The organism is Flavobacterium piscisymbiosum (assembly GCF_020905295.1).
GTDB lineage: Bacteria > Bacteroidota > Bacteroidia > Flavobacteriales > Flavobacteriaceae > Flavobacterium > Flavobacterium piscisymbiosum.
In genome coordinates, this window is record NZ_JAJJMM010000001.1 from 2,087,344 (window position 1) to 2,110,897 (window position 23,554).

The following is a 23,554-nucleotide window of genomic DNA, read 5'->3' on the forward strand; positions in this document are numbered from 1 at the left end:
TTTATTTTTGAATTGTATAAGGCTGAACTGAAATGCCGGCTTCGTCTAAAGCCACTTTGCAATTCTCTAAAGTATCTGAAACCACCGATCCGTAATTGGCATTTGTTGCCCACGGACGTACTGCAAAATCTACAGAAGCAGCTGTTAAATTTTTCACGAAAACCTCCGGAGCTGGTTTTTTAAGCACTTTAGGATTTTTGGTCAAAACCTCCAAAAGAACGTCTTTAGCTTTTTTAATATCAGAATCATAAGAAATTGAAAAAGTCAAATCGGCTTTTCGTTCTCCCTGCATAGAGTAATTGATAATAGTACCGTTTGATAAAGAACCATTTGGCACAAAAACAACCTGATTATTTCCGGTAATCATTTTGGTAACAAATATCTGAATTTCTGAAACTGTTGCAATAACGCCTTGCGCTTCGATCGTATCGCCAACTTTAAAAGGCTTAAACACGATAATTAGCATTCCTCCCGCAAAATTAGAAAGAGAACCCTGCAATGATAAACCTACTGCAAGTCCCATTGCTCCTAAAATGGCAACAAAGGATGATGTCTCGATTCCTAGTTTTGAAATAAATGTAACAAACAATAAAATTCGGAGCGCCCATATCAAAATGTCTGAAAGAAATTTTGTTAATGTAGGGTCTAAATTTCTTTGCACCATTATTTTTGTAATGATTCTGTTTATCAATCTGATGGCATAGATACCAACAAATAAAATAATAAAAGCCGAAACTAATTTAAGAGAATAATCAACTAATACGTCAGCATATTTAGTAACGTACTTGCTAACTTGATCTGGATTGAGGTTCATATTTTTTCGAATAAAAAAACCTTCTCAAAAGAGAAGGCGAATTAATGCTGCAAATATAGCTATATTTCTTTTTATAAGAAAAAATGAGTTCTTATTCCTTAGGAGGAATAGTATCAATAATTTCGTCTGTTGCGGTTTCAGTTTTTTCAGTGGCATCTGCTGCAGTTTCTACCACTATAGTTTTGGTTGTGTCGGCAGTTTCACTTGTTTTTTCTTTTACAGAATCGATTACATCACTCAATGAATCTGAAGCTTTTTCTACATATTCGCTTACGATATCTTTTGCCTTGTTCGCATATTCAGCCGCACTTTCAAGAATGGGTTCTGAAGCTTCTTTTGCTTTTGCAATCGTCTCCTCTGCAAAAGTTTCAGCCTTCTCAATATAAGGAGCCGCAGCTTCTTTTGCTTGTTCAAACTTAACCTCGGCCTGATTGGCCAAATCTGTAGTTGAATCTTTGGCTGAGCCAAATAAATTCTTGAAAAATGAAGATAATCCCATAGTTTTATATTGATTGGTTTAGAATACAATATTAAACTTTTTTATTACATAACAATGGAATAATTTGTTGAAAATTAAGTAGATATGTATTTAATAAAAAAGCGCCTCATTTGAGGCGCTTTCTATATTTATTCGAATAAATAATTAAGCATTCACAGCTTCCACTTTAATTGCTTCATCATTCAACATACTTTTTAGCATATTTTCGATTCCGCTTTTCAAAGTAAAAGTCGATGATGGACAACCGCTGCAGGCACCTTGCAAAATTACTTTTACTGTTTTGTCTTCTTCATTATAAGAGTCAAAAGCAATATTTCCTCCGTCAGCTGCAACCGCTGGTTTTACGTATTCTTCTAATATATTGATGATTTGTTGAGAGGTAACATCTAATTTGTCAAATGCTTCATCTTTTGTAACATCATTTTTAGTAGCAACTTCAATTAAACTTTCATCTAAAACAGTTCCTCCGTTTTCGATATATTGTTTGATAAAAGTTCTTACTTCCAACGTAATTTCATCCCAATCATTGATGTCATATTTAGTTACTGAAATATAATTTTCGTCGATAAAAACCTCTTTTACATAAGGAAATTTAAACAATTCTTTTGCTAATGGAGAAGAAGCAGTCTGATCGATATTTTTGTATTCAATCGCATTTTTGGTCAACATTCTGCTTACTACAAATTTTAAAGCAGCAGGATTTGGAGTTGTTTCTCCGTAAACCGTAATAGGTTGTTTTTTAGGCTGATTTTCGTCAATTTTTATTATAACGCCACCTTTGTTTACAAATGATTCAATTTGTTCTGCAACAGCATCTTTTACATCATCCCATTCTACAATACTGTATCTTTCAATTGCAATAAAGTTTCCTGAAATATATACCGTTTTTACAAACGGAAGATAGAATAATTGTTGTGCTAAAGGCGATGCTTGTGCTTCATCGATATTTTTAAATTCAAAATTTTGATTTTTTGTAATGAAATCTTCAAATTCGAACTTTAGAATAGTTGGATTTTGAGTTTCTTTTATGGTGATTTTTGTCATGATTTGTAATTTTCTACAAATTTAGTAAAGTTATTTTCTACTAATAGCTATATTTGATTTTTTAATAAAATAATTAAGACTCTTTTCAAATTAATCGTATTAAATTATGAGAGTCTGAAATTTATACCAACAAAATTACCTTTATGAAATTTAGAATCAGGGTTTTATTTATTTTTTTAATCGTAACATTTTATTCCTATTCACAAGAGGGAATACCTGTTTATTCCGATTATTTATCAGATAATTATTACTTGATTCACCCCTCAATGGCAGGCGCTGCCAATTGTGCCAAAATAAGATTGACGGCCAGAAAACAATGGTTTGGTCAGGAAGATGCACCGCAACTTCAAACCTTAACATTTAATGGTAGAGTGGGAGAACGTTCAGGAGCCGGGATTATTATTTTTAATGATAAAAACGGTTATCATTCACAAAAAGGAGTAAAGCTTACTTACGCGCATCATATCATGTTTTCAAGAGATGAACTCGATTTAAATCAGCTTTCGTTTGGTATTAGCGGAGGATTGATTCAGAGTCAGCTGGATGAAACTAAATTTGGAGGAACTTTTGATCCAATTGTTTTTGGTCAGATCCAGAAGGATTCTTATTTTAATGTTGATGTTGGAGCCTCTTATAATTATCTTGATTTTTATGCTCATGCGACAGTACAAGGATTACTGGAAACCAGAAGGCAATTATATACGGATTACGAAAGTGATAATGTTAGAAAGTTTTTATTGAGCGCAGGATATGTTTTTGGTAAAAGAAATAGCATTACCTGGGAACCATCGGTTTTGTTTCAATTGTTTGATAAAACCAATGAAAAGGCGATTGATTTGAACATGAAAGCTTATAAAAATATGGATTTTGGTAGTTTATGGGCTGCATTATCTTACAGAAGAAGTTTTGATGGAGCACAATACAGTACTACAAGTGGAGTAGCGGGGCAAAAATTGCAATATATTACGCCTATAGTTGGTGTAAATTATAAAAACTTTATGTTTGCGTATACCTACTCACAGGTTACCGGCGACGTAAAGTTTGATACAGGAGGATACCATCAAATTACTTTAGGAATCAATTTATTCTGTAAAAAAGAACGTTACGATTGTAATTGTCCGGCAATTAATTAAATTTTTTTATCATGCTTATTAAATCTGTAAACGGAAAAACACCTTCTATCCCGGAGGATTGTTATGTTGCTGAAAATGCTACAATTGTTGGAGATGTTATTTTTGGAGATTCCTGCAGCGTTTGGTTTAATGCTGTAATTCGCGGCGATGTAAATTTTATTTCGATAGGGAATAAGGTTAATATTCAGGACGGAGCAGTTATTCATTGTACATATCAAAAACATCCTACTATTATAGGAAACAATGTTTCGATAGGACATAACGCGATTGTGCACGGATGTACGATTCATGACAATGTTTTGATAGGAATGGGCGCTATCGTAATGGATAATTGCGTTGTAGAAAGTAACTCCATTATTGCTGCCGGTGCTGTTGTAACACAAAACACAATTGTTGCATCAGGAACTATTTACGCAGGTGTTCCTGCAAAAAAAGTGAAAGACATTGATCAGTCAGACTTTGCGGGCGAAATAGAGCGAATTTCGAACAATTATGTAATGTATTCGGGTTGGTTTAAAAATGAAAAATAAGAATTCTTAAATTCCAAAAAATTCAAGCTCCAAATTCCAATACAGGTGCGTATAAAATAAAAAATCCAAATTCCAATAGGGTGTCAAACATCTTTGGAATTTGGAATTTTTTATTTTTTGGAATTTAAAGGAACTAAAGGTTGATTCTTTCGAAAAAAGCATTTTTGTAACTTTCGCTTATTGGGATTCGTTTATCACTAATCAGAACTTTATTTTTTTGTATCGATTTTACATGTTTTATATTGATGATATACGATCTGTGAATTCGTGAAAAACCTTTGCTTGAAAGTAAGTTTTCAAGTTTTATTAAACTAATTAAAGTCAGCGTGAATTTATTATCTGTAGTATAAATTTTGACGTAATCTTTTAATCCTTCGATAAATAAAATATCTGCAAAATTCATTTTTACGTTTTCATATTCAGCTCGTACAAACATAAAATCCTGTTGTAATTCAGGAGCTGTTGTGTTTTCAGAAATAGCCTGAACGATAGTTGTTGGATTTAATACCTGTTGAGCGCGTACAACCGATTTTAGAAAACGGTGAAACGGAATAGGTTTTACCAAATAATCTACAGCACCAAGATTAAAACCTTCAACGGCATAATCAGAATAAGCTGTTGTAAAAATTACCAAAGGTTTTTTTTCGATGGTATTCAGGAAATCTATTCCGGAAAAATGCGGCATTTGAATGTCCAGAAAAATCAAATCAATATTATTCTGATTGATAAATGAAACAGCATCAATAGCATTATTAAAAGTATGGATAAGTTCCAGTGAATCTACCTTTCGAACAAAATCTTCTAATAATTCAACCGCTAAGGGTTCATCGTCTATAATTACACATTTCATTTGTTGAAGTTTAAATTTAAAAATTCACTTTGGCGGTCAAAAGTAGTTTTAAACCAGTAAATTAAGTTTTAAAATTATCATAAAATACAGGTTAAGCTAAATTATCCTTTTACAATAATTGTTTTACTTAAAGTATAACCGTCTGTAAGGTTGCCGGTTAGGGTTGCAAGTTCATCTGATAAACTATCAGAGAATACATTGTCTTTAGTGTTAGAAGTATCAGCCTGACCATGAGCGGCATAGTTTGTACTAGAATATACGGTGCTCGAAACAGTTTCGGGAAAAGCAATTTGTGTAACCAGTAATGATGAGCCGCTAGTGCTTAAAACTTCAACATGTATATGTGGTGCTCTGCCTTGATACCAACCAGGAAAAATCGAAATAAACGAAACTTCTCCTTTTGAATCTGTAGTTTGTCTGCCTCTTAAAAAATGTACGGAAGTATAATCTGTCTGTTGCATTGAAGTTCCGCCATATTCTGAATAATTACCGTCTTTGTCGCAATGCCAGACATCAACCAGAACACCGGCCAATGGCGAGCAATTATTATTTTTATTTTCGATGACCAAATTAATTAGTAAAGCAACTCCAACTCTGTCAGATTTTATGTTTTCTAAAACTAACTGACTAGGTGTTTTAATGGGGAACGGACCTTTGGTTTCTGATGGAGAAACGGAGCAGCTTCCATCTCCGGAATCATCATTGTCACTTTTAGAACATGATTCTAATAATTTAGAAGCTGTAGCTAGTGAAGCAATTCCTAAGATACCATTTCGGATAAATTTTTTTCTGTCCATAATCCGTTATTTTTAATTTATTGCGGTTTGAATTTTATCTAATTTTAAATTCAGATGCACACGATAATATTCATTGTCTTGTGTGATGCTGAGTTCATGTGCATTTGGATAAAGCAAATCCAGGCGGTTTTGAATGTTTACCAACCCAATTCCTGAGTTTTCTGGATCTTTTACATAGTTTTCAATTGTATTTTCTATCCAGAAATCAAGACTGTTTTCCAGAATAAAAATCTTAATTTTTACATGTGCTGCACCTTTATAATCGGTTCCGTATTTAAAAGCATTTTCAACAAATGAAATAAGTAACAAAGGTTCTATAAATTTGTTTTTCGTATCACCATGAACATTTATAACAATGTCTTCGATGTTGTTTAGCCTCAGTTTTTGCAATTCAATATAATTCTGAATATAATTGACTTCTTTTTCTAAAGCCACCGTTTTATTGTCTGTTTCGTAGAGCATATAGCGCATTAATTCTGACAATGTCACGATGGCATCAGGGACCAAATCAGATTTCTTGTGTGCCAGAGAATAAATACTATTTAAGGAATTGAATAAAAAATGCGGATTGGTTTGCTTGCGCAGATAAATCAATTCAGTATTTGTTCGGTGTGTTTCGGCGATTAATTTGTTTTGCTGGTTGTTATAAAATTCTGTTAGTGTTCTTATAATGGCGCTTATAGTGATAATTAAAATATAAAAAAACGAAGGGCCAATTTTAAAAAATAAAGGCTGTCTTGTTGCTAGTACCGCAGCTCTCACTCTTCGGCCTTTGTACATTAATTTAAAATCTTCGGGCGGTATTGTGTGTATGGTACCGGTTGGTTTTAATTGTCTTACTTGCGAAAAGTCAGGAATAAAATAATTAATCCTTATGATCATAAACAATAAGATGAGGGCAAATACAAATACAAAATAGAGCCAGTATTTTTTTTCTAAAAGTAATACGGGAACCAAATAAAAATAATTAAGGTAGAACAGGATAATTCCTGTAGCCCATTGTACATAAAAATCATTGTTGATCCTGAACGGACTTTCATAAAACTGAATTAATGAAGTCAGAATGAAGAAAACCCATATGATGCAATGGAATAAGATTTTATTTGAACTCGTATTTCTGATAGTATCTATTGTCATTTATAATTTAATTTTTAATAAAATTAAATCATTTTTGGTTACGGTTGGTGATATGTTCTGATGGAGTTTGTCTACTACTAAATGAGCCACTTTTAATGCATCATTTTCTGTTGCAAAACTTTTGGTGTCGTTTATTACCGGAATGACAGATTGCTTAATAATAATTTTATTTTTAAAAGCGATTGTATATCCCCAACCTGAGGCTGTTTTAAATGATTCTGTTTTAAAAGGTTCATTTTTAGTGCAGGCTGTAAATTGTAAAACCAGTAAAAGAAACAATAAATTCTTCTGGATTTTACTCCAGAAGAATTGTCTTTTTGTATTAATTATCGTTGTCATTTTGTTCCTCTAAAGGTTTAAATTCCCACGCATCATCAAAATAGGTTGAACCTACTCTTCCAAGCATATAAAAACCACGATTGTTAATAGCAAAACCAACCGCATCTGTTCTGCTGGCTCCTTCCATCGGGGTTCTTTCTACCCATAAATCTGTTGACGGATTGTACTCCCAGATTGTTTTTATATTTTCTCCACCTACAACATATCCTAAACCATCCATAGTAAAACTTGAGGCATTCGAACGAACAATTGCATATTCATCATTATAAGTATAATCATCGTCTGTATCCTTATCGATATCACGTTTTCTTGTCCAAACCTCTGTAGCGGGATCAAACTCCCAGAAATCTTCCTGATAAACACCATTATTAATTCCGGTTCCAAAATAAACTTTATCAGCAATAACAAAAGCAGTAGCATTACGTCGTTTGTTTCCGCTAAATCCGTTTACCAGTGTCCATGTATTGGCTTGGTCATTGTACTGATAAAAATCTTTAAGGTAATTTCCATCATAACCAGTCCCAAAATAAGCTTTTCCGCCAGCCTGAAAACCTACAGCCGCATAACGGCCAGTTCCTGCAAAATCAGTTTTTTGTGTCCAGGTGTTACTTGTTGGATCATATTGATAAAAGTCTTTTAGTTTATTGGTTCCGTCGTAGCCAAGACCTACATATCCTTTATTGTTAAGGGTAAAACTAGAAGCAGAACTTCTTCCAATTCCTGTAAAATCGGCTTTTTGTTCCCAATAATCTCCAGTCGAATTATAAGCCCATAAATCTTTTAAATAAACATCACCAGTATAACCGGTTGCTACATAAGCATAATCTCCAATAACAAAACTGGTTGCACTAGATCTTGCAGGGCCATCAAATGCTGATTTTTTAATCCAGTTTCCTATCAAATCATCGTCGTCATTATCGTTGCTGCAGCCTATAAAAAAGAGACTCGAAAACAATGCCGCGAATAATATTCCTTTTTTTAAATTATTCATAGTGTATTAAATTTATTTATTGTTTGTATTTGATGCCAACTCCTAAAACGTAACCATTACCGGTATTAAAGTCATATACTTTATGATTATCATTATCGATTAGATTGTATTTTTTATCAAAATCATATCCGGCTTTAAAATTTAGAAACCAGTTTTTGTCTACATTTCTTTCGTATTCAAGTGCCGAAGTCATTTGCGATAAACTGACTTTTGATGCATTGTCATTTAGATTTTTTTGTGGGTCTAAATGATAATAATTACCATTAAAACTATTGCTTAAACTAAACTTGTTTCGAATATTATTAGAGTATGAAATTTTTGAATCCGGAAAACCAATAAGTAAAGAAGCTTTGTTATTTATATTGTAATTTAAGGATAAAACAGGCAAGAATTTCGGAGAACCAAAAGCAGTTGTTCTGGATATTCCAAGATTAACAGACGTCTTTGAATTTAGTTTTTGGCTCATGACAAAACTTCCTAAAAGCGTGAAATCATTGCTATCTAAATTGCTTTGAAAATTTACCGTTGGCGTAATCGAAAAATTAAGATTTGTTGCATTTGAAAGCTCATGAGAAAATTCAAACTTATTCTTAATCTGATTGAATTGATCTAAATTCCCGTACTTGATATTGCTGTCTAATTCATAGTTTACTTTCAAATTCGAGTATTCTAATGTGTTTGTTATTTTGTTTTTCGCATTTATTTCTTTAGTAAACGATACACCAATATTGGTTTCGTTAAATTCAATTTTATCCGTAGGTTCTGTTTTTATATTCGCATTTACTGAAAAGTTCTCCTGAGCTTTCATGTTGAAAATTGAAATCAAAAAAACCGAACAAATTAAAAACCTTGTTTTCATTACTTATTTATTGGTTCAAAAGTAGGTGGCTAGTGGTTTTAAAAAAAAGAAGATATATGTACGGCTCTTTTTGATAGACTAAATGCCATTTTTTAAGGCTGAGTGAAGTATTTGATGGTATTTACGTATGGTAGATGCTTTTTTGCCTTTTATAGTCTAAAAACGCTTGGCTGTATATGTTATAGTGTAGTGCAGGAGAGTGCAATTTATATTTGTTCAAAAAATTGATTATGCACAAGTTTATATTGATGTTGTTTTTGGCAGTAACCGTAATTTCATGCGGAACTGATTCTGATGCTGGCGAATTTGTTGTGGGATCAGATTATTTGGCTGTTGGTAATAAAGTCATTTTAATTGATACTGTAACGGTAGAAATGTCTACGATAAATTTCGATTCCCTTGTTACCTCCAGTCAAAACCGCATTTTGATTGGTAATTATGAAGATCCAATTTTTGGAAAGGTAAAATCGAACAGTTATTTTCAATTGGCTTCAAATTCCTATGCATTAAATACTAGCGGTTCTGATACAGAAACGACCAATTATGTTTTTGATTCTATTTCGATGATTTTAAAATACGATAACTATTATTATGGTGATACCACAAAAGTGCAGACTTTTAATATTCATCGGTTAACTCAAAAAGTAAAACCCAATACTGATGATAAAAGTTTTTATAATAATTCGTCATTAAGTTATAGCGATGAAAGTTTAGGAACCATTTCATACAAACCAAGGCCGCTCGAAAAAGACTCAATTAATATAAAAATGAGTGATGCTTTTGGATCTGCTCTGTTTCAGAAATTAAAGAAAAGAGAAATTACAGATTTTGATAGTTTTAGTGAATATCTAAAAGGCCTCGTTCTGGTGCCATCAACTTCAAATTCTGCCAGTGTAATTGGTTTTCATGTGGCAACAAGCAAGGTCCGGTTGTATTATTCAAAATATCAGGCAGATACTGAAGAAGTTCCTTTTATATTAGATTTTACCATTGCAGATGCCACAAAACAATTCAATGCTATTTCATCTGATAAAAGCGGAACAATGCTTGAAAATTTGCCTGTATCTAATAGTAAACTATCAAGTACATTAACGAATAGGCAAGGCTTTATCCAATCCGGTTCTGGGGTTGCCTGTAGAATCGATTTCCCGAACGTTAAACAGCTCAAGCACATTTCGGCCAATGGAGCAATTGTAGATGCCCAAATACTTCTAAAACCAGTAAGTAATACTTTTTCTGAAAAATATCCTCTTGCTGATTCCTTAAAAGTTTATGTGGGGGATAATTTAAATAGGCTGAGTGGTTCATTACTGAATTCTGCCGGTACTGCGGTTTTTGGTATTCTGAACAAAAAAAGCGATGAATTTAATGAAAACATTGGGTATACAATTCCAATTGGTGCTTTTTTACAAAAAGAAATGCTAAAAGCATCAGATTCCAGATCTTCTCTTATTCTAACATTGCCGGCAATTTCTAAATCAGTAAATAGAATTGTTTTAGGAGATCAAAAACATTTGAACAATAAAATTCAGCTTAAAATTTATTACATCTCTTATTAATGAAAAGTAAATTAGTCTATTTAAGTGGCTTCATATTACTGTCGCTAACTTCGTTTTCTCAAAGTATTTCAAGTTCACCTTATTCATTATATGGAGTTGGTAGTTTGTATGATGCTGATTTTGGTGTAATCCCTTCAATTGGTTCGTCAGGGATGGCTTTACCATCAGATACTTTTATAAATAATCTCAATCCGGCATCATTAGGATATTTGCCTCAAAATCATTTTATGTTTGATATTGGAGGAAAGGCTATTGGAACCACTTATCAAAACAGTTCGAAAAGCGAAACCCGAAATAATTTTCAATTTTCGCATATTGCTTTCGCTTTTCCGGTTACTAAAAACTCTGGATTTAGTGTGGCTTTAAAACCGTATTCAAGTTCAGCTTTTAAAATTTCTAATCTAAAATTGCCAATAGAAAATAGTCAGGACTATTATTATTTAACGGCCACCGGTTCTGGCGGATTGAATAACTTTGATTTTTCTTACGGGTATAGATTTGGTAAAAAGTTGTCTGTTGGGGCATCAGCAGCATTATTGTTTGGAAGCACAAATGATAGCAGAAGTTTCCTGATTATGAATTCGGTTACCAATATTCAGAAAAAAACGAATTATAATGGTTTGCGTGCTACTTTAGGGGCGCAATATAAAATAGATTCTACTCTTACAGTTGCTACAACTTTTAAAATGCCAACTCAAATTAAAGCATCAAAGGTTCAAACGGTTCAGACTATTGCTGATGATGTTGTAACTGTCGTAGAGTCTAATGTAGCATCAGATACAGATGATTATTATATGCCTTTAGAAATGGGAATAGGGATTAGTAAACGTTTTAAAAATAATGTGAATATGACATTAGATTATGAAAAGAGTTTATGGAACAATACTAATCAATCTGAGTTATATGGTGATTTTGTCAACCAGGATCGATTTGCACTTGGTTTTACTTACAGTACCAAAAAGAATGTCCGAAAATATTGGGACAGAATTCAATATGCAACAGGAGTAAATTTTGATACCGGCTATCTAGAGGTCGATGGCAAAAGAGTAAATAATGCTTCTGTTTCTTTTGGACTTTCTTTGCCGCTTGAAAACACTTATTCGGCTTTGCATATTTCATATTCGTACGGCCAAAAAGGATCTATTTCGAATAATTTAATAAAAGAAAATTATCATAAACTTTCTCTTAATTTATCTTTAGACGGAATTTGGTTTGTGAAGCGAAAAATAGATTAAAAGTCTCTTTCGATAACAGGATATTTATACTCTAAAATGGATTTTAAAACATCAGGATTTGAATTGACATAAAATACAGGATCGCTTTTTTGATTGTTGGTAAAGCCTACTTTCTCACGCAAAATATTTTGGGTTTGTCTCGCTACAGCTTCTCCTGAATCAATAATCTGAATGTGTTCCGGAAGGATTTTTTTAATCTGAGGAATTAAATAAGGGTAATGACTACAGCCTAAAACAAGGTAATCAATATTGGCATCGATCATGGGTTGTAAATAAGACTCTAATAATTGGGTCATTTCTGGAGAATTTAGATTCCCGTCTTCAATAAGCTGAACAAGTCCATAACCAACCTGTTCAATTATTTTGGTATTCTGGAACATCTCTGCCGTTTTGTTGAATAACTCACTATTCAGGGTTCCTTTGGTTGCCAAGATACCAATGACCTGAGTTTTTGAGTTATTAGCAGCTGGTTTTATTGCAGGTTCAATTCCTATAAACGGGATATCATAATCTGCACGAAGTTCTAATATAGCGTTTGTTGTCGCGGTATTACATGCTACGACAATAAGTTTGCAATTCATATCAAGTAAAAAATCAACATTTTTTTTGCTCAGGGCAACAATCTCTTCTTTTGTTCTTTGACCGTAAGGAGCATTTTTACTATCGGCTAAGTAAATTGTTTGTTCGTTTGGAAGTAAGTCGTGAATGGCGGTCCAGATGGAAGTTCCTCCAATACCAGAATCAAAAATGCCTATAGGATTGTTATTCGTCATGATACAAATTTAGTGTTTTTTGAAATAAATTAGTATTCCAATTTACGTGAAATGTGCGAATATTATCGTTTTTTAGTTTTAATTAAATGTAAAAAAAAACTGCTTAAAACTTTTACAAGTCTAAGCAGTTTTTTTTATTTTAAGAAATCTGTTTTTTAGAATCCTAAATCTTTTTTTACATCAGCAGTCAAGTTTGGACCATCAGCTAATAAAAGAGTAGAACCATCTAATACATATTGGAAACCTTTAGCTTTTCCAACTTTTTGGATAGAAGCTCTAACTTTTTCCATTAATGGTTTTACGATGTCAGTTTCTTTTTGTTGTAATTCTTTTTGAGCGTTGTCTCTGTAATCAACGATTCTTTTTTGCATGTCCTGAACTTCTTTAGAACGTTCTGTGTTTACAGCATCAGTTACAGTTGTAGCTTCACTTTCATACTTTTTGATTTTTACTTGATATTCGTCAACCATTTTTTTGTATTCAGCATCGTATGTACCACTTAATTTTTGTAATTGGTTTTGTGCATCCAGCATTGCAGGCATTTTCGACATAATCTCGCTAACATCAACATGAGCTACCTTAGCTTGTGCGTTCATTGTGTTACTTGCTCCTAAAACTAAAATGGCAGCAATTAGTAAAGTTTTGATTTGTTTCATCATTTTTAAAAATATTAATTAATTATTGGTCGTATTTGATTTTTGTGTTTCGGCCTCTTTTGCTTTTTTGGCCGCTTCTCTTTCTTCTAAAATTTTCTTCCTTCTTTCTTCTAATTCTTTTTTACGCTCTTCGTAAAGTTTTTGTCTTTCTGCTGCTTTATCAACTGCGGGTACTGTAGTTGTTGGTTCAGTCCCTGTTGTTGTGGCAGGTTTTGCTGTTGCGTCAGTAGCAGTTTTGGTTGCTTCTGTTTTAGCTGGTTCAGAAACCGTGCCATTTTTTTTCGCTTCTCTTTCAGCTGCAATTGCTTTTCTTCGATCGTCGTATTCTTTTTTCTTAGCTTCTTGCTCTAATCGCCTGTCTTCAATTAATTTTTCTCTGGCAGCCCTTTTTTCGTCTAATACTTTTTGTCTGTCCTGCATTGCCGGATTTTCATCAATAGCATTTTCGATTTTTTCTTTGGCTTCCTGATCTTTCAATTGTTTTTTGGTCAATTGTTCGCGTTTATCAGTCCTGTTCAAAACACGTATAACCTGATCACTGATGTCAAATCGTTTATTGCTAAAAAGCATTGTTAAATCTGATGATTTGTCAAAAATAAAGTCATAGTTTTTAGCTTCTGCAATATCCTGAACAGCAGTAAAAACCTGATCTTGTATTGGTTTTGCCAATGAAGCTTTTTGATGAATCAAGTTTCCGTTGGCTCCAAATTGTTTATCCTGGTAGCTCAGCATTTCATCTTCCTGAAATTTAATTTCAGTTTCTCTTTCGTCAATAAGCTCTTTGGTCAATAAAGCTCTTTCCGCTTTAAGGCCGTCTTTAAGTTTATTAATGTCCAGTTTCTTGGCTTCTATTTCTTGTTTCCACTTTTGGGCTTTTAACTCTAATTGAGCTTTAGCTTCTTTATAATCAGAGACATTTTCTAGAATATATTCCATGTCGATGTAGCCAATCCTAGTCGTCCTAGTTTGAGCCTGACTTGTATATGCTACCACCAAGGCCGAAAATATAAATAAAAATTGTTTTCTCATAATATTAGTCTATTTGAAATTTTCAAACAAATGTACTAAAATTTCTACTAAAACTGTTGTCCAATAATAAAGTGAATTTCTTTACCGTGTGCTTTAGTTTCTCCCGGTTGAGGATCAAAACCGTAACCCCAGTCAATACCCAATAATCCAAATGCTGGCATAAATACACGTAATCCAACACCCGCAGAACGGTAAAGATCAAATGGATTATAATCTTTAAAAGTAGGGTATGATGAACCAGCTTCTAAAAAGGCCAACGCATAGATCGATGCAGATGATTTTAATGTAATTGGATAACGTAATTCCATAGAGAATTTATTGTAAATAGTTGCTCCAATTTGCTCATTGTTTGCATTTACAGGAGTCAAAGAGTTATTTTCATAACCTCTTAATCCAATAGTTTCTCTACCATCCATTGAGTAACTCTGCATTCCGTCTCCACCTAAATAGAAACGCTCAAATGGTACAACACCTCTTGATTGATCATAAGCACCTAAGAAACCAAACTCTGTTAATGTTCTAAGAACTAATTTACCATATAGTTTAGTATACCAGTCTGCCTTAAATTTAATTTTATAATACTCTAACCAGTTGTATTTTTTCTGATCGACTTTACCCTGATCAGTATCAGCGTTTGCGTAATCAGATCCAACACTCGCATAACCAGTCTGTCCGTCTACAGTTTCTGTTTTTACATAGTCGCCAGGGTTAAGAGGTTGTTTGTCTACACCTGAAGTTGGAGATCCTGTATATTGTGTCTTGTATTCTTTTTCATTTTTTAAATCTCCATAATTGATTCCGTTAAATAAGGAATAAGGAGGTGTTATTTTTGCAGAGATACTAAAGTCTGAACCATAAGTTGGGAATATCGGGTTAACCCCTTTATTACTTCTTGAAAGTCCAATTGTATACGCTAAGTTTCTTGATGCTCCGTTACCAAAAGTAAATAATCCTGTGTTGTAATTATTCAAATCATAATGTTGGTAACTCACAGATTGTGATAATACAAAATAATCATCCGGCACAGTAAGACGTTTTGCTAAACCTACTTGTAACGTTAAGATGTTAAAACTTTTGCTCTTATCTACACTTCTTGTCGCATAATTGTTTAAGAATTGTTTACTATAAGATATAGATGAACTAAATTGTACTGGTTTTTTTCCTCCAAACCATGGCTCTGAGAATGAAATACTATACGTCTGAAAGTAAGTACTTCCTTGTAAACGAAGAGATACTTTTTGACCATCTCCCATTGGTAACGGCTTGTATGATTCTTTGTTGAATATATTTCTGGCAGAGAAGTTGTTAAAAGACAATCCTAAAGTTCCAATGAAACCTCCACCACCATAACCTCCCTGAAGTTCGACCTGGCTAGATCCTTTTTCTACAACATGATATTCGATATCAACAGTTCCTGCACTTGCATCGACATTCTTGAATTTTGGATCGATCGCCTCAGGATCAAAGAATCCTAATTGTCCAATTTCACGAATAGTTCTAACCAATTGTTCTTTACTGTATTTCTCTCCCGGCTTGGTTCTAAGTTCACGGTAAATAACGTGGTCATTTGTTTTATCATTTCCTACTACAGATATTTTATTAAAATAAGCAATAGGTCCTTCTGTAACTCTAATTTCAAAATCGATGGTATCGTTTACCGTTCTTACCTCCACAGCATTAATATTAGAAAACAAATAACCATTGTTTTGGTATAAGTTTGTAATATCTTCAGCGTCAGGTTTTGTTTTATCTGCAATACGTTTTTCAAGTAAAACTCCATTATAAGTTTCTCCTTTTTTAATTCCTAAATAGCGGCTTAACAATTGATCCGGATACACTGTGTTTCCAAGGAATTTAATATTACCAAAGTAATATTTGTTTCCTTCTTCCATCTTAATCTTGATCGCAAGCATGTTTTTCTTCTTGTTATAAGTAACAGAATCATAAATAATACGGGCATCACGATATCCTTTTTCTTTATACGTAGCAACAACTTTTTCTAAGTCGGTTTTGTATTTTTCAGGAATAAACTTTGAAGATTTTAAAATACGAAGGAAATTTTTTTGCTTTGTATCTTTCATAGCAGCTCTTAATTGAGAGCTGGTAAGTTGTTTATTTCCAATGAAATCAATACTGCTAATTTTTACTTTATCACCTTTGTCTACCCGAACGAGCATATTTACGTGATGACCATTAACGGTATCAAGAGTATTTGTAATGGTAACTTTGGTATTATAGAATCCGTCTTTTTTATACTTGTTTTCTATATAATTTTTGGTTGTCGTAATTAAGTTTTCGTTGACAATTTTATTTTTGGTCAAATTGTTGTCCTTAATTAGTCCTTCTACTTTACTTTTCTTAATACCAACGAATTTTACTTCATTTAGTTTAGGAAGTTCAACAATGTTAAGATCTAAGTAGATACTGTCATTGTCGATTTTATTTACATAAAATGCTATTTCATCAAATAGGCCAAGTTTGCCTAATTTTTTAATAGCACCACTGATTTCTTCACCGGGTACGGCTATTTCCTGCCCTTTTTGAAGGCCTGAAAAGGTAACAACAGTTTGTTCATTGAAGCTTATTTTACCAACAACAGAAACTTTAGCAAGAATATATTTTTTTCCCTGATCAAAAGGAACTCTTTCTTGTGCTTTTATTTGTGAAAAACTACCCAAAAGAAGTAGGGTAAGGACTATTTGTACTCTTTTTTGTAACACTAAAATATTATTTAATTTGTTCACTGGTTTTTCCAAATCTACGTTCTCTTTTTTGATAACTAATAATAGCCTCATATAAATCTTGATCTTTAAAGTCTGGCCACAAGACGTTAGTAAAATATAATTCTGCATAGGCAATTTGCCACAGCAAAAAATTACTTATTCTATGTTCTCCACTTGTTCGTATTAATAAATCTACGTCGGGTAAATTTTGCGTGTAAAGATGCTCATTTATAATTGAATCGTCAATAGCGTCTATTGAAATTATATTATTTTTAACTTTATCACTGATGATTCTCACGGCATTTACCAATTCTTCTCTTGATCCGTAACTTAAAGCCAGGGTTAGAGTAAGACGTGTATTATTTTTTGTTTTATCTATGACATCCAATAGCTCCTTTTGAGCCGATTTTGGTAACTTATCAAGATTTCCAATTGCATTAAGTTTGATGTTGTTTTCCTGTAAAGTAACAAGCTCTTTTTTTAATGAATTGATTAGTATTTTCATTAATGCTTCGACTTCTAATTTAGGACGATTCCAGTTTTCTGTAGAAAAAGCGTATAAAGTCAAATACTCGATGCCAAGTTTGGCACAAGTGGTAATTGTTTTTTTTACAGATTTTGTTCCGTTTTCATGACCAAATGCTCTTAAAAAACCTTGTTGTTTTGCCCAACGGCCATTTCCGTCCATAATTATGGCCAAATGCTTGGGTAAGTTTGTCTGATCTATAGAGTCTAGTAAATTCATTTTATTAATATGCGCAATAGCAAGGTTTTTGTCCAAAGGTATAAGTTAAAGTGATACCTGAAAACACATACCAGTCATTATTATTTAAATTTCCAAATTTTAGTACGTTTGCACTGTTTGTATTAGGGTTACTTCCATCAATATTATCTGTAAAAGTGTAACGGGCTCCAACTTCGGCACCTAAAACCCAGTGTGGTGCTATGTTCGATTTTATACCTAATATAATAGGTATAGCAAATGAACTTCCGTTTTGTTTTTGCATCACGTTTGGATTCGTTATGTTGCGATACAATTGATCATAAAGAAAGAAATTTACTCCCGAATATATATAAGGAGTAACTTTTGTATGGTAATCATGCAGATTAAAATCAAAAAAATTAAATTCTAAACCGGCAGACAGTTCTTTTATGTCGTTTTTGAAACTATACCCTCTCATGTTTCGTCCAGTTTCTTTTGAATCCAAATCATTACCAATTACGGATGATTGCGTATAAGAGAAACGGTATGCATGTCTTGGGCTTTTATTCCATTTGTACAAAATACCAAAAGCCAGTTTTTCCGGGGCAATGTAAGTTGTATTTCCTACGTCACCAACAAAGTTACTTCCGCCAAGAAAAACACCAATCTCATTGATTTGAGCATTTAGTGTGATAAAGGGGAAAAAACATAACAATAAATTAAAAATTTTCTTCATTTAATTCAAAATTGCGTGCAAATATAATAATTATCGATACGAATCAACGTTCCTTTAGTTAAATGTGCTTTTTTTTAAATTTACAATATGATTTTGAGACATTTAATGATGATTCGATACATGCAGAACGGCAAAATGTGGTATTATCGTATAGTGGCGAGTCGTAAAAGGACTTAATTTCTCTTATCTTCTCCCCAAAGCAATTTATTTCGTAAGGTTTTTAGGAAGGTTTCCCCCGGGATTTCTATCATCTTGATTTTAAAATCAGTTTTTCTGATTGTTAAAACAGATTCGTTTTTTACCGAAGCAATTCTGGAATCTAATGAAACTAAATATTGGTCTTCTCTTCCTGAAACACGAAGTTTAATTTCTGTGTTATCAGGGATTACAAGAGGTCTGGCGTTTAAATTATGCGGGGCAATTGGTGTAATTACTAAGCTTTCGACATTTGGAGTTAAAATGGGTCCTCCGCAGCTTAATGAATATCCTGTAGAGCCGGTAGGTGTAGAGATGATTAAGCCATCTGCCCAATAAGAGTTTAAATATTCGTCATTTAAGTAAGTATCAACTGTAATCATCGATGTAGTATCTTTTCGGCTCACAGTCACTTCATTCATGGCAAAGTTTAGATTCTCTTCGATTGCGTCGTTTTTTGGATCACAAGTTATACTGAGTAAAGTTCTTTCAGAAATTGTATAGTTTTTATCAATTACAAACTGTAAAAAATTATCAATACTTTCTTTAGGAACAGTGGCCAGAAATCCTAATCTTCCCGCATTAATTCCTAATATAGGTACACCTGAATTACGTGCTAAAGTTGCGGCTCTTAAAATAGTTCCGTCACCGCCAATACTAATTAGCATTTCAAAACTATCATCTAAAGAAGTGCTTGACGAAAAAGTTTTGTACTCTTTTTTAACGAGTTCTTTTTCATAAAGCATTTCCAGAAAGTTTTCTTCAATTACCATCTCGACATTATTCGACTTAAAAAACAAGAAAATGTCTTTAATTATAGGTTCGGTACTGTTTTGATAATATTGTCCGTAAATGGCTATTTTCATCTGATGTTTAATCGATTTTTTTGTTTAATTGTTTAATCGTTAATTTTTTCGTCAAAACGATTAAACAATTAACCGATTCAACAATCATATTATATATTAAGGTATTTGTCTAAATAATCTGAGCGTTCTTTCAGGCTATTTATATAAGCATCTTCCTGATGTTCTGAAATAATTTCATAACCATATCTTCTATACGTCTGAATAATTTCATTCATAGGCCCAACGCCAATTTTTATGGTAATCTGAACATTTTCAAGATCAGCTTCAGATACAAAACAGCCCAGGATTTTACCATTATTGCTTTCTACAATTTGAGTTACCTGACCCATAGAATAGTCTAAAAGCCCTTTTTGAACGATAATGATACCGCCTTGCTCTTTTAAAAATGGAGTTTCCTGAAAAAATTTCATGATATCTTCCATTTCATAATAGCCAATGTAGGTGTTGTTTTCGTCAAGAACCGATACTACATTAGTATGATTCTTTGCAAAAACTTCTAAAACATCAAGCCACATCATCGATTTTCGGGCAAAAAAGCGTTCCAGAGTATATTTGTAATCAATAACTTTTTTATCTGTGTCAAAAGTTTCAACATCATCAGCAGCGATACTTCCAATGAAAATTCCGTTTTCCAAAACCGGAAAATGCGAAAAATTCAAATCAGCAAAAAAGTCCTGAACCGAGGCTATCGTTTCCTGACTATCTATCGCTCTGAAATCATTGGTGATATAGTTTATAATTTCTGTCATAAATCTGTTAAGGATATTTCATGCAAAATAATCAAAAAATAGCAAAAACTGCTACGTTTTACTTTGTATTTTTGTCGTAACAAATATAGTGTTACTAGAATTAATTATCTATTTATATGACAAAGTTAAGTGTAAATATCAATAAAATTGCAACCCTTCGAAATGCGCGAGGAGGAAATGTTCCTGATTTATTAAAAGTGGCGGCTGATATTCAGAAATTCGGAGCGCAGGGAATTACAATTCATCCACGTCCGGATGAGCGCCATATTCGTTATCAGGATGCACGCGATTTAAAAGCAGTTGTTCACACCGAATATAATATCGAAGGAAATCCACAACATAATTTTATCGATTTGGTTTTAGAGTGTAAACCAACGCAAGTAACATTAGTTCCTGATGCCATTGGAGCAATCACATCATCTGCGGGTTGGGACACGATAAAAAATCAGGACTATTTAACTGAAGTGATTCAGGAATTTCAGCGTAACGGAATCAGAACGTCGATTTTTGTTGATCCTGTTTTGGAAATTATCGAAGGAGCAAAAAAAACAGGAACAGATCGTATCGAATTGTATACCGAAGCTTTTGCACACCAATATGATTTAGGAAACAAAAACGGAATCGATCCTTATGTAAAAGCTGCAGAATTGGCCAACGAATTAGGTTTAGGAATCAATGCCGGTCACGATTTAAGTTTAGATAATATACAGTTCTTTAATCAAAATATTCCAGGATTATTAGAAGTTTCTATTGGGCACGCTTTAATTGCTGAGGCACTTTATCTTGGTTTGGATAATGTGGTGAATATGTATTTAAATAAATTGAAGTAAAATAAAAAGGAGTAGGGCATGACCCGCAGTCCCGAAGCTTCGGGAGCGGGTCGGGCTATTCGTTACAATCTTTCGTTTTTTAAAGAAAAAAACGAAAGGATTTCCACTGCTATCCCTCATGCGGCATTTAGGTCACAATGAACTTTTTAGATTATACTGTTTAAACTACAAATAAATATTTACTTCAACTAATAAATGATTACTTTCGCACTTTTCTTATTAAAATCAAGTGTTGAAAGCTATAATTCTCTTTTTTTTATTCTGTTTTTCTACTGTATTTGCGCAATCAAAAGCCACTATAACAGGAAATATAAAATCTCTTGAAAACGAAAACCTTCCTGGTGCCAGTATTTCTTTAGATATAAAAAATCAGCACTACTACGCTATATCCGATACTCTGGGTAATTTTCATCAAAATGTTTCTTTAGGGCAGTTAAAAATAACAGTTACCCAATTGGGTTATCTTAAAAAAACTATTCATTTTGATTTTGTAAAAGACACTGTAATTTCAATTGTTTTAGAAAAAGATATTGCTCTATTAAAAGAAGTCATAATAGCCAATGATAAAAAAAAGGGTGTTACAAATTTGTCAGGAGGCAAGTTATCTTTTAATCTAAAAGAATTATCCTCTGTACCAACAGTTTTAGGTACTACTGATATTATAAAGCTTTTGCAACTAATGCCTGGTGTGCAAAATTCAGGAGATGCAAACGGATATTTATATGTGAGAGGAGGAGATCCGGGACATAATGCCATATTATACGACGGAACTCCTATTTATGGAATGTCGCATTTATTAGGTGTTTTTCCTTTTTATAATACAGATCATATTAAAGAAGTTGAGTTTGATAAATCAAGTTCGAATTCAAAATATGGCGGACGTTTAAGCTCTACAACGCTTTTAATCCCGAATAAAAAAATACCATCTGAGTTGGGTATTCAGGGAAATGTTGGAATCCTGGCTTCGCAACTTACTTTAACAGTTCCTGTAAACAATAAAGTTGGTTTTTATATTTCAGGAAGAAAAACTTATATCGATGAAGTTGTTGCCCCACTTTTACGTTCAGATTCAGAAAGCGATGATGTTCAGGATATGAAATATGGTTTCTCTGACGGAAATGTTACTTTGGTTTCGCAACTTTCAAAAAACAATTTCCTTTCTGTTGATGCTTTTATTAGTGGAGATAGATTAAAAATAGAAGATGCTGAACTTGCATTACAAACAAATTTAAAATGGAGTAACCTTACAGTTGCACCAACTTTGGTAACTACGTTTTCACCTAAATTAAGCATGTCAAATGCTGTTTATTTCAGTAAATATTCTAATGAATTAAACATGGAACAGGCTACAATAAAGTTTGGTGTTTCTTCCTACGTAAAAGATTTTGGGTTTAATAATGCTTTTCGATATTCGATCAAAAATGTTCCTGTTGAATCTGGAGTGCAATACGTACATCATAATTTGCAACCTCAAAAAGTGAATGTAGAAAATCTAACAGATACTAATACGTCTCAAAACAATATAATTAATGCCGATGAAGTTGCTGTTTTTACAACGATTAAACCAAAATTTACCGAAAGGTTAAACGCTGAATTAGGACTTCGAATTAATTATTATACTTCAGGTTCTAATGATTCTTATTTGCATTTTCAGCCTCGCGTTTTATTAAATTATATCGCGAACGAAAAATATTCTTTTTACGGATCTTATAACAGGCAATACCAATACTTAAGCTTAATAACTACTTCAAGCGTTGGAATTCCTACTGATTTTTGGATCGCAAGTTCAGACGGCATAAAACCGCAATTTTCTGATGAATTTTCGATAGGTTCAAATCAAAATATTTCAAAAAATATTACTTCTTCATTCGGAGGATTTTATCGATTGATGACAGATTTACTCGAATATCCTTATGGAATAACTCAGTTTAATGAAATCACAACATTAAAGAATGATTTATTAGTTGGCAAAGGAAAAGCATACGGATTAGAATTGATGCTGCGCAAAAACAACGGAAAGTTTACAGGCTGGTTGAGTTATACATTAAGTTGGTCTGATCGTGATTTTGATGAACTTAATAACGGAAAAACTTATTTTGCCAAATACGACAGAAGACATAATCTTTCAATAGTTGGAATGTATGATTTGAATTCAAAGTGGAACTTTGGCGTAACTCAGGTATTCAGTTCGGGAAATCGTTTTACGATGCCAACTTCGTGGTATTTTATCAATAACAATCCTGTCAAAGAATATTCAGAATATAATAACGCACAAATGCCAAATTATATCAGGACAGATTTATCAGTTAATTATTTTTTCCTGAAAACAAATAAAAAAGAAAGTGCCTTGAATTTTTCGATCTACAATACACTTAATATTGATAATCCAATTTATGTGTTTTTGAATATTCAGGTCAATGAAGATCGAAATAATGTGATTGTAAAACAGGAGAAAAAAACTTTGTACAGAATATTGCCTTCGATAAGCTGGAGATTTAAATTTTAAA

Annotated in this window: 23 protein-coding genes; 6 read left to right on the plus strand and 17 right to left on the minus strand. The window is 32.9% G+C overall.

Annotated elements, in window-relative coordinates:
• Position 1: 1 nt before the first annotated feature.
• From LNP81_RS09235 to LNP81_RS09245, 3 genes are all read right to left on the minus strand, one after another.
• Positions 2 to 814, minus strand: a complete 813-nt coding sequence (locus LNP81_RS09235) for a mechanosensitive ion channel family protein (protein WP_230035217.1) — start codon at positions 812 to 814, stop codon at positions 2 to 4.
• Between the two features lie 91 nt (positions 815 to 905).
• Positions 906 to 1,313, minus strand: coding sequence for a YtxH domain-containing protein (locus tag LNP81_RS09240; protein ID WP_230035219.1), 408 nt, complete (start codon positions 1,311 to 1,313; stop codon positions 906 to 908).
• A gap of 144 nt (positions 1,314 to 1,457) precedes the next feature.
• Complete coding sequence (locus LNP81_RS09245; protein ID WP_230035221.1) at positions 1,458 to 2,357, minus strand: NifU family protein; 900 nt, start codon at positions 2,355 to 2,357, stop codon at positions 1,458 to 1,460.
• Between the two features lie 143 nt (positions 2,358 to 2,500).
• On the opposite strand from LNP81_RS09245, the gene LNP81_RS09250 reads away from it, so the two are divergent.
• Positions 2,501 to 3,490 carry a PorP/SprF family type IX secretion system membrane protein gene (locus LNP81_RS09250; protein WP_230035223.1) on the plus strand — a complete coding sequence of 330 codons (990 nt, stop codon included), beginning with the start codon at positions 2,501 to 2,503 and terminating at the stop codon, positions 3,488 to 3,490.
• An 11-nt stretch (positions 3,491 to 3,501) separates the two neighbouring features.
• Entirely contained in the window at positions 3,502 to 4,020 is a 519-nt protein-coding gene (locus tag LNP81_RS09255) for a gamma carbonic anhydrase family protein (protein WP_230035225.1), read from the plus strand.
• A 133-nt stretch (positions 4,021 to 4,153) separates the two neighbouring features.
• On the opposite strand, the gene LNP81_RS09260 is transcribed toward LNP81_RS09255, so the two are convergent.
• The 6 genes from LNP81_RS09260 to LNP81_RS09285 form a co-directional block, all read right to left on the minus strand.
• A complete protein-coding gene (locus LNP81_RS09260) occupies positions 4,154 to 4,870 on the minus strand; it encodes a LytR/AlgR family response regulator transcription factor (protein ID WP_230035227.1) in 717 nt (238 codons plus the stop codon).
• Positions 4,871 to 4,971: 101 nt separating this feature from the next.
• Positions 4,972 to 5,667 carry a dioxygenase family protein gene (locus LNP81_RS09265; protein WP_230035229.1) on the minus strand — a complete coding sequence of 232 codons (696 nt, stop codon included), beginning with the start codon at positions 5,665 to 5,667 and terminating at the stop codon, positions 4,972 to 4,974.
• A 12-nt stretch (positions 5,668 to 5,679) separates the two neighbouring features.
• The gene (locus tag LNP81_RS09270) at positions 5,680 to 6,804 is read right to left on the minus strand and encodes a sensor histidine kinase (protein ID WP_230035231.1); all 1,125 of its coding nucleotides are present in this window, start codon (positions 6,802 to 6,804) and stop codon (positions 5,680 to 5,682) included.
• Complete coding sequence (locus LNP81_RS09275; RefSeq protein WP_230035248.1) at positions 6,805 to 7,143, minus strand: DUF4907 domain-containing protein; 339 nt, start codon at positions 7,141 to 7,143, stop codon at positions 6,805 to 6,807.
• Positions 7,127 to 8,134 (minus strand): Kelch repeat-containing protein, encoded by a 1,008-nt coding sequence (locus LNP81_RS09280; RefSeq protein ID WP_230035249.1) that lies wholly within the window; start codon positions 8,132 to 8,134, stop codon positions 7,127 to 7,129. Before LNP81_RS09280 ends, LNP81_RS09275 begins: the two co-directional genes overlap by 17 nt.
• Before the next feature lie 16 nt (positions 8,135 to 8,150).
• Positions 8,151 to 8,993, minus strand: coding sequence for a DUF6268 family outer membrane beta-barrel protein (locus tag LNP81_RS09285; protein ID WP_230035250.1), 843 nt, complete (start codon positions 8,991 to 8,993; stop codon positions 8,151 to 8,153).
• Between the two features lie 230 nt (positions 8,994 to 9,223).
• Here LNP81_RS09285 and LNP81_RS09290 point away from each other — a divergent pair, with 230 nt between their 5' ends.
• Both LNP81_RS09290 and bamG read left to right on the plus strand, forming a co-directional pair.
• Entirely contained in the window at positions 9,224 to 10,552 is a 1,329-nt protein-coding gene (locus LNP81_RS09290; protein ID WP_230035251.1) for a DUF4270 family protein, read from the plus strand.
• Positions 10,552 to 11,787, plus strand: coding sequence for a BamG family beta-barrel-assembly machinery protein (gene bamG / locus LNP81_RS09295; protein ID WP_230035252.1), 1,236 nt, complete (start codon positions 10,552 to 10,554; stop codon positions 11,785 to 11,787). The genes LNP81_RS09290 and bamG overlap by 1 nt, the downstream gene beginning before the upstream one ends.
• Here bamG and murI read toward each other — a convergent pair.
• The 8 genes from murI to LNP81_RS09335 form a co-directional block, all read right to left on the minus strand.
• Positions 11,784 to 12,560, minus strand: a complete 777-nt coding sequence (gene murI, locus LNP81_RS09300) for a glutamate racemase (protein ID WP_230035254.1) — start codon at positions 12,558 to 12,560, stop codon at positions 11,784 to 11,786. The two genes, bamG and murI, sit on opposite strands and share 4 nt — an antisense overlap.
• Positions 12,561 to 12,715: 155 nt before the next feature.
• On the minus strand, positions 12,716 to 13,219 hold the full coding sequence (locus LNP81_RS09305; RefSeq protein ID WP_230035257.1) for an OmpH/Skp family outer membrane protein: 504 nt from the start codon (positions 13,217 to 13,219) through the stop codon (positions 12,716 to 12,718).
• 15 nt (positions 13,220 to 13,234) lie between these two features.
• A complete protein-coding gene (locus tag LNP81_RS09310; RefSeq protein WP_230035259.1) occupies positions 13,235 to 14,245 on the minus strand; it encodes an OmpH/Skp family outer membrane protein in 1,011 nt (336 codons plus the stop codon).
• Between the two features lie 47 nt (positions 14,246 to 14,292).
• Complete coding sequence (locus LNP81_RS09315; RefSeq protein ID WP_230035261.1) at positions 14,293 to 17,040, minus strand: BamA/OMP85 family outer membrane protein; 2,748 nt, start codon at positions 17,038 to 17,040, stop codon at positions 14,293 to 14,295.
• A complete protein-coding gene (gene uppS / locus LNP81_RS09320; protein WP_230035263.1) occupies positions 16,973 to 17,713 on the minus strand; it encodes an undecaprenyl pyrophosphate synthase in 741 nt (246 codons plus the stop codon). Before uppS ends, LNP81_RS09315 begins: the two co-directional genes overlap by 68 nt.
• Before the next feature lie 4 nt (positions 17,714 to 17,717).
• Positions 17,718 to 18,407: a type IX secretion system protein PorG gene (gene porG, locus LNP81_RS09325; protein ID WP_230035265.1), complete on the minus strand. Its 690-nt coding sequence runs from the start codon at positions 18,405 to 18,407 to the stop codon at positions 17,718 to 17,720.
• A 173-nt stretch (positions 18,408 to 18,580) separates the two neighbouring features.
• Entirely contained in the window at positions 18,581 to 19,468 is an 888-nt protein-coding gene (locus tag LNP81_RS09330) for an NAD kinase (protein ID WP_230035266.1), read from the minus strand.
• 89 nt (positions 19,469 to 19,557) lie between these two features.
• Positions 19,558 to 20,217, minus strand: coding sequence for a CBS domain-containing protein (locus LNP81_RS09335; protein WP_230035268.1), 660 nt, complete (start codon positions 20,215 to 20,217; stop codon positions 19,558 to 19,560).
• A 116-nt stretch (positions 20,218 to 20,333) separates the two neighbouring features.
• On the opposite strand from LNP81_RS09335, the gene LNP81_RS09340 reads away from it, so the two are divergent.
• Together LNP81_RS09340 and LNP81_RS09345 are read left to right on the plus strand one after the other, a co-directional pair.
• Positions 20,334 to 21,047 (plus strand): pyridoxine 5'-phosphate synthase, encoded by a 714-nt coding sequence (locus tag LNP81_RS09340; protein WP_230035270.1) that lies wholly within the window; start codon positions 20,334 to 20,336, stop codon positions 21,045 to 21,047.
• A gap of 229 nt (positions 21,048 to 21,276) precedes the next feature.
• Positions 21,277 to 23,553 (plus strand): TonB-dependent receptor, encoded by a 2,277-nt coding sequence (locus tag LNP81_RS09345; protein WP_230035272.1) that lies wholly within the window; start codon positions 21,277 to 21,279, stop codon positions 23,551 to 23,553.
• The last annotated feature ends 1 nt before the right edge of the window (position 23,554 follow it).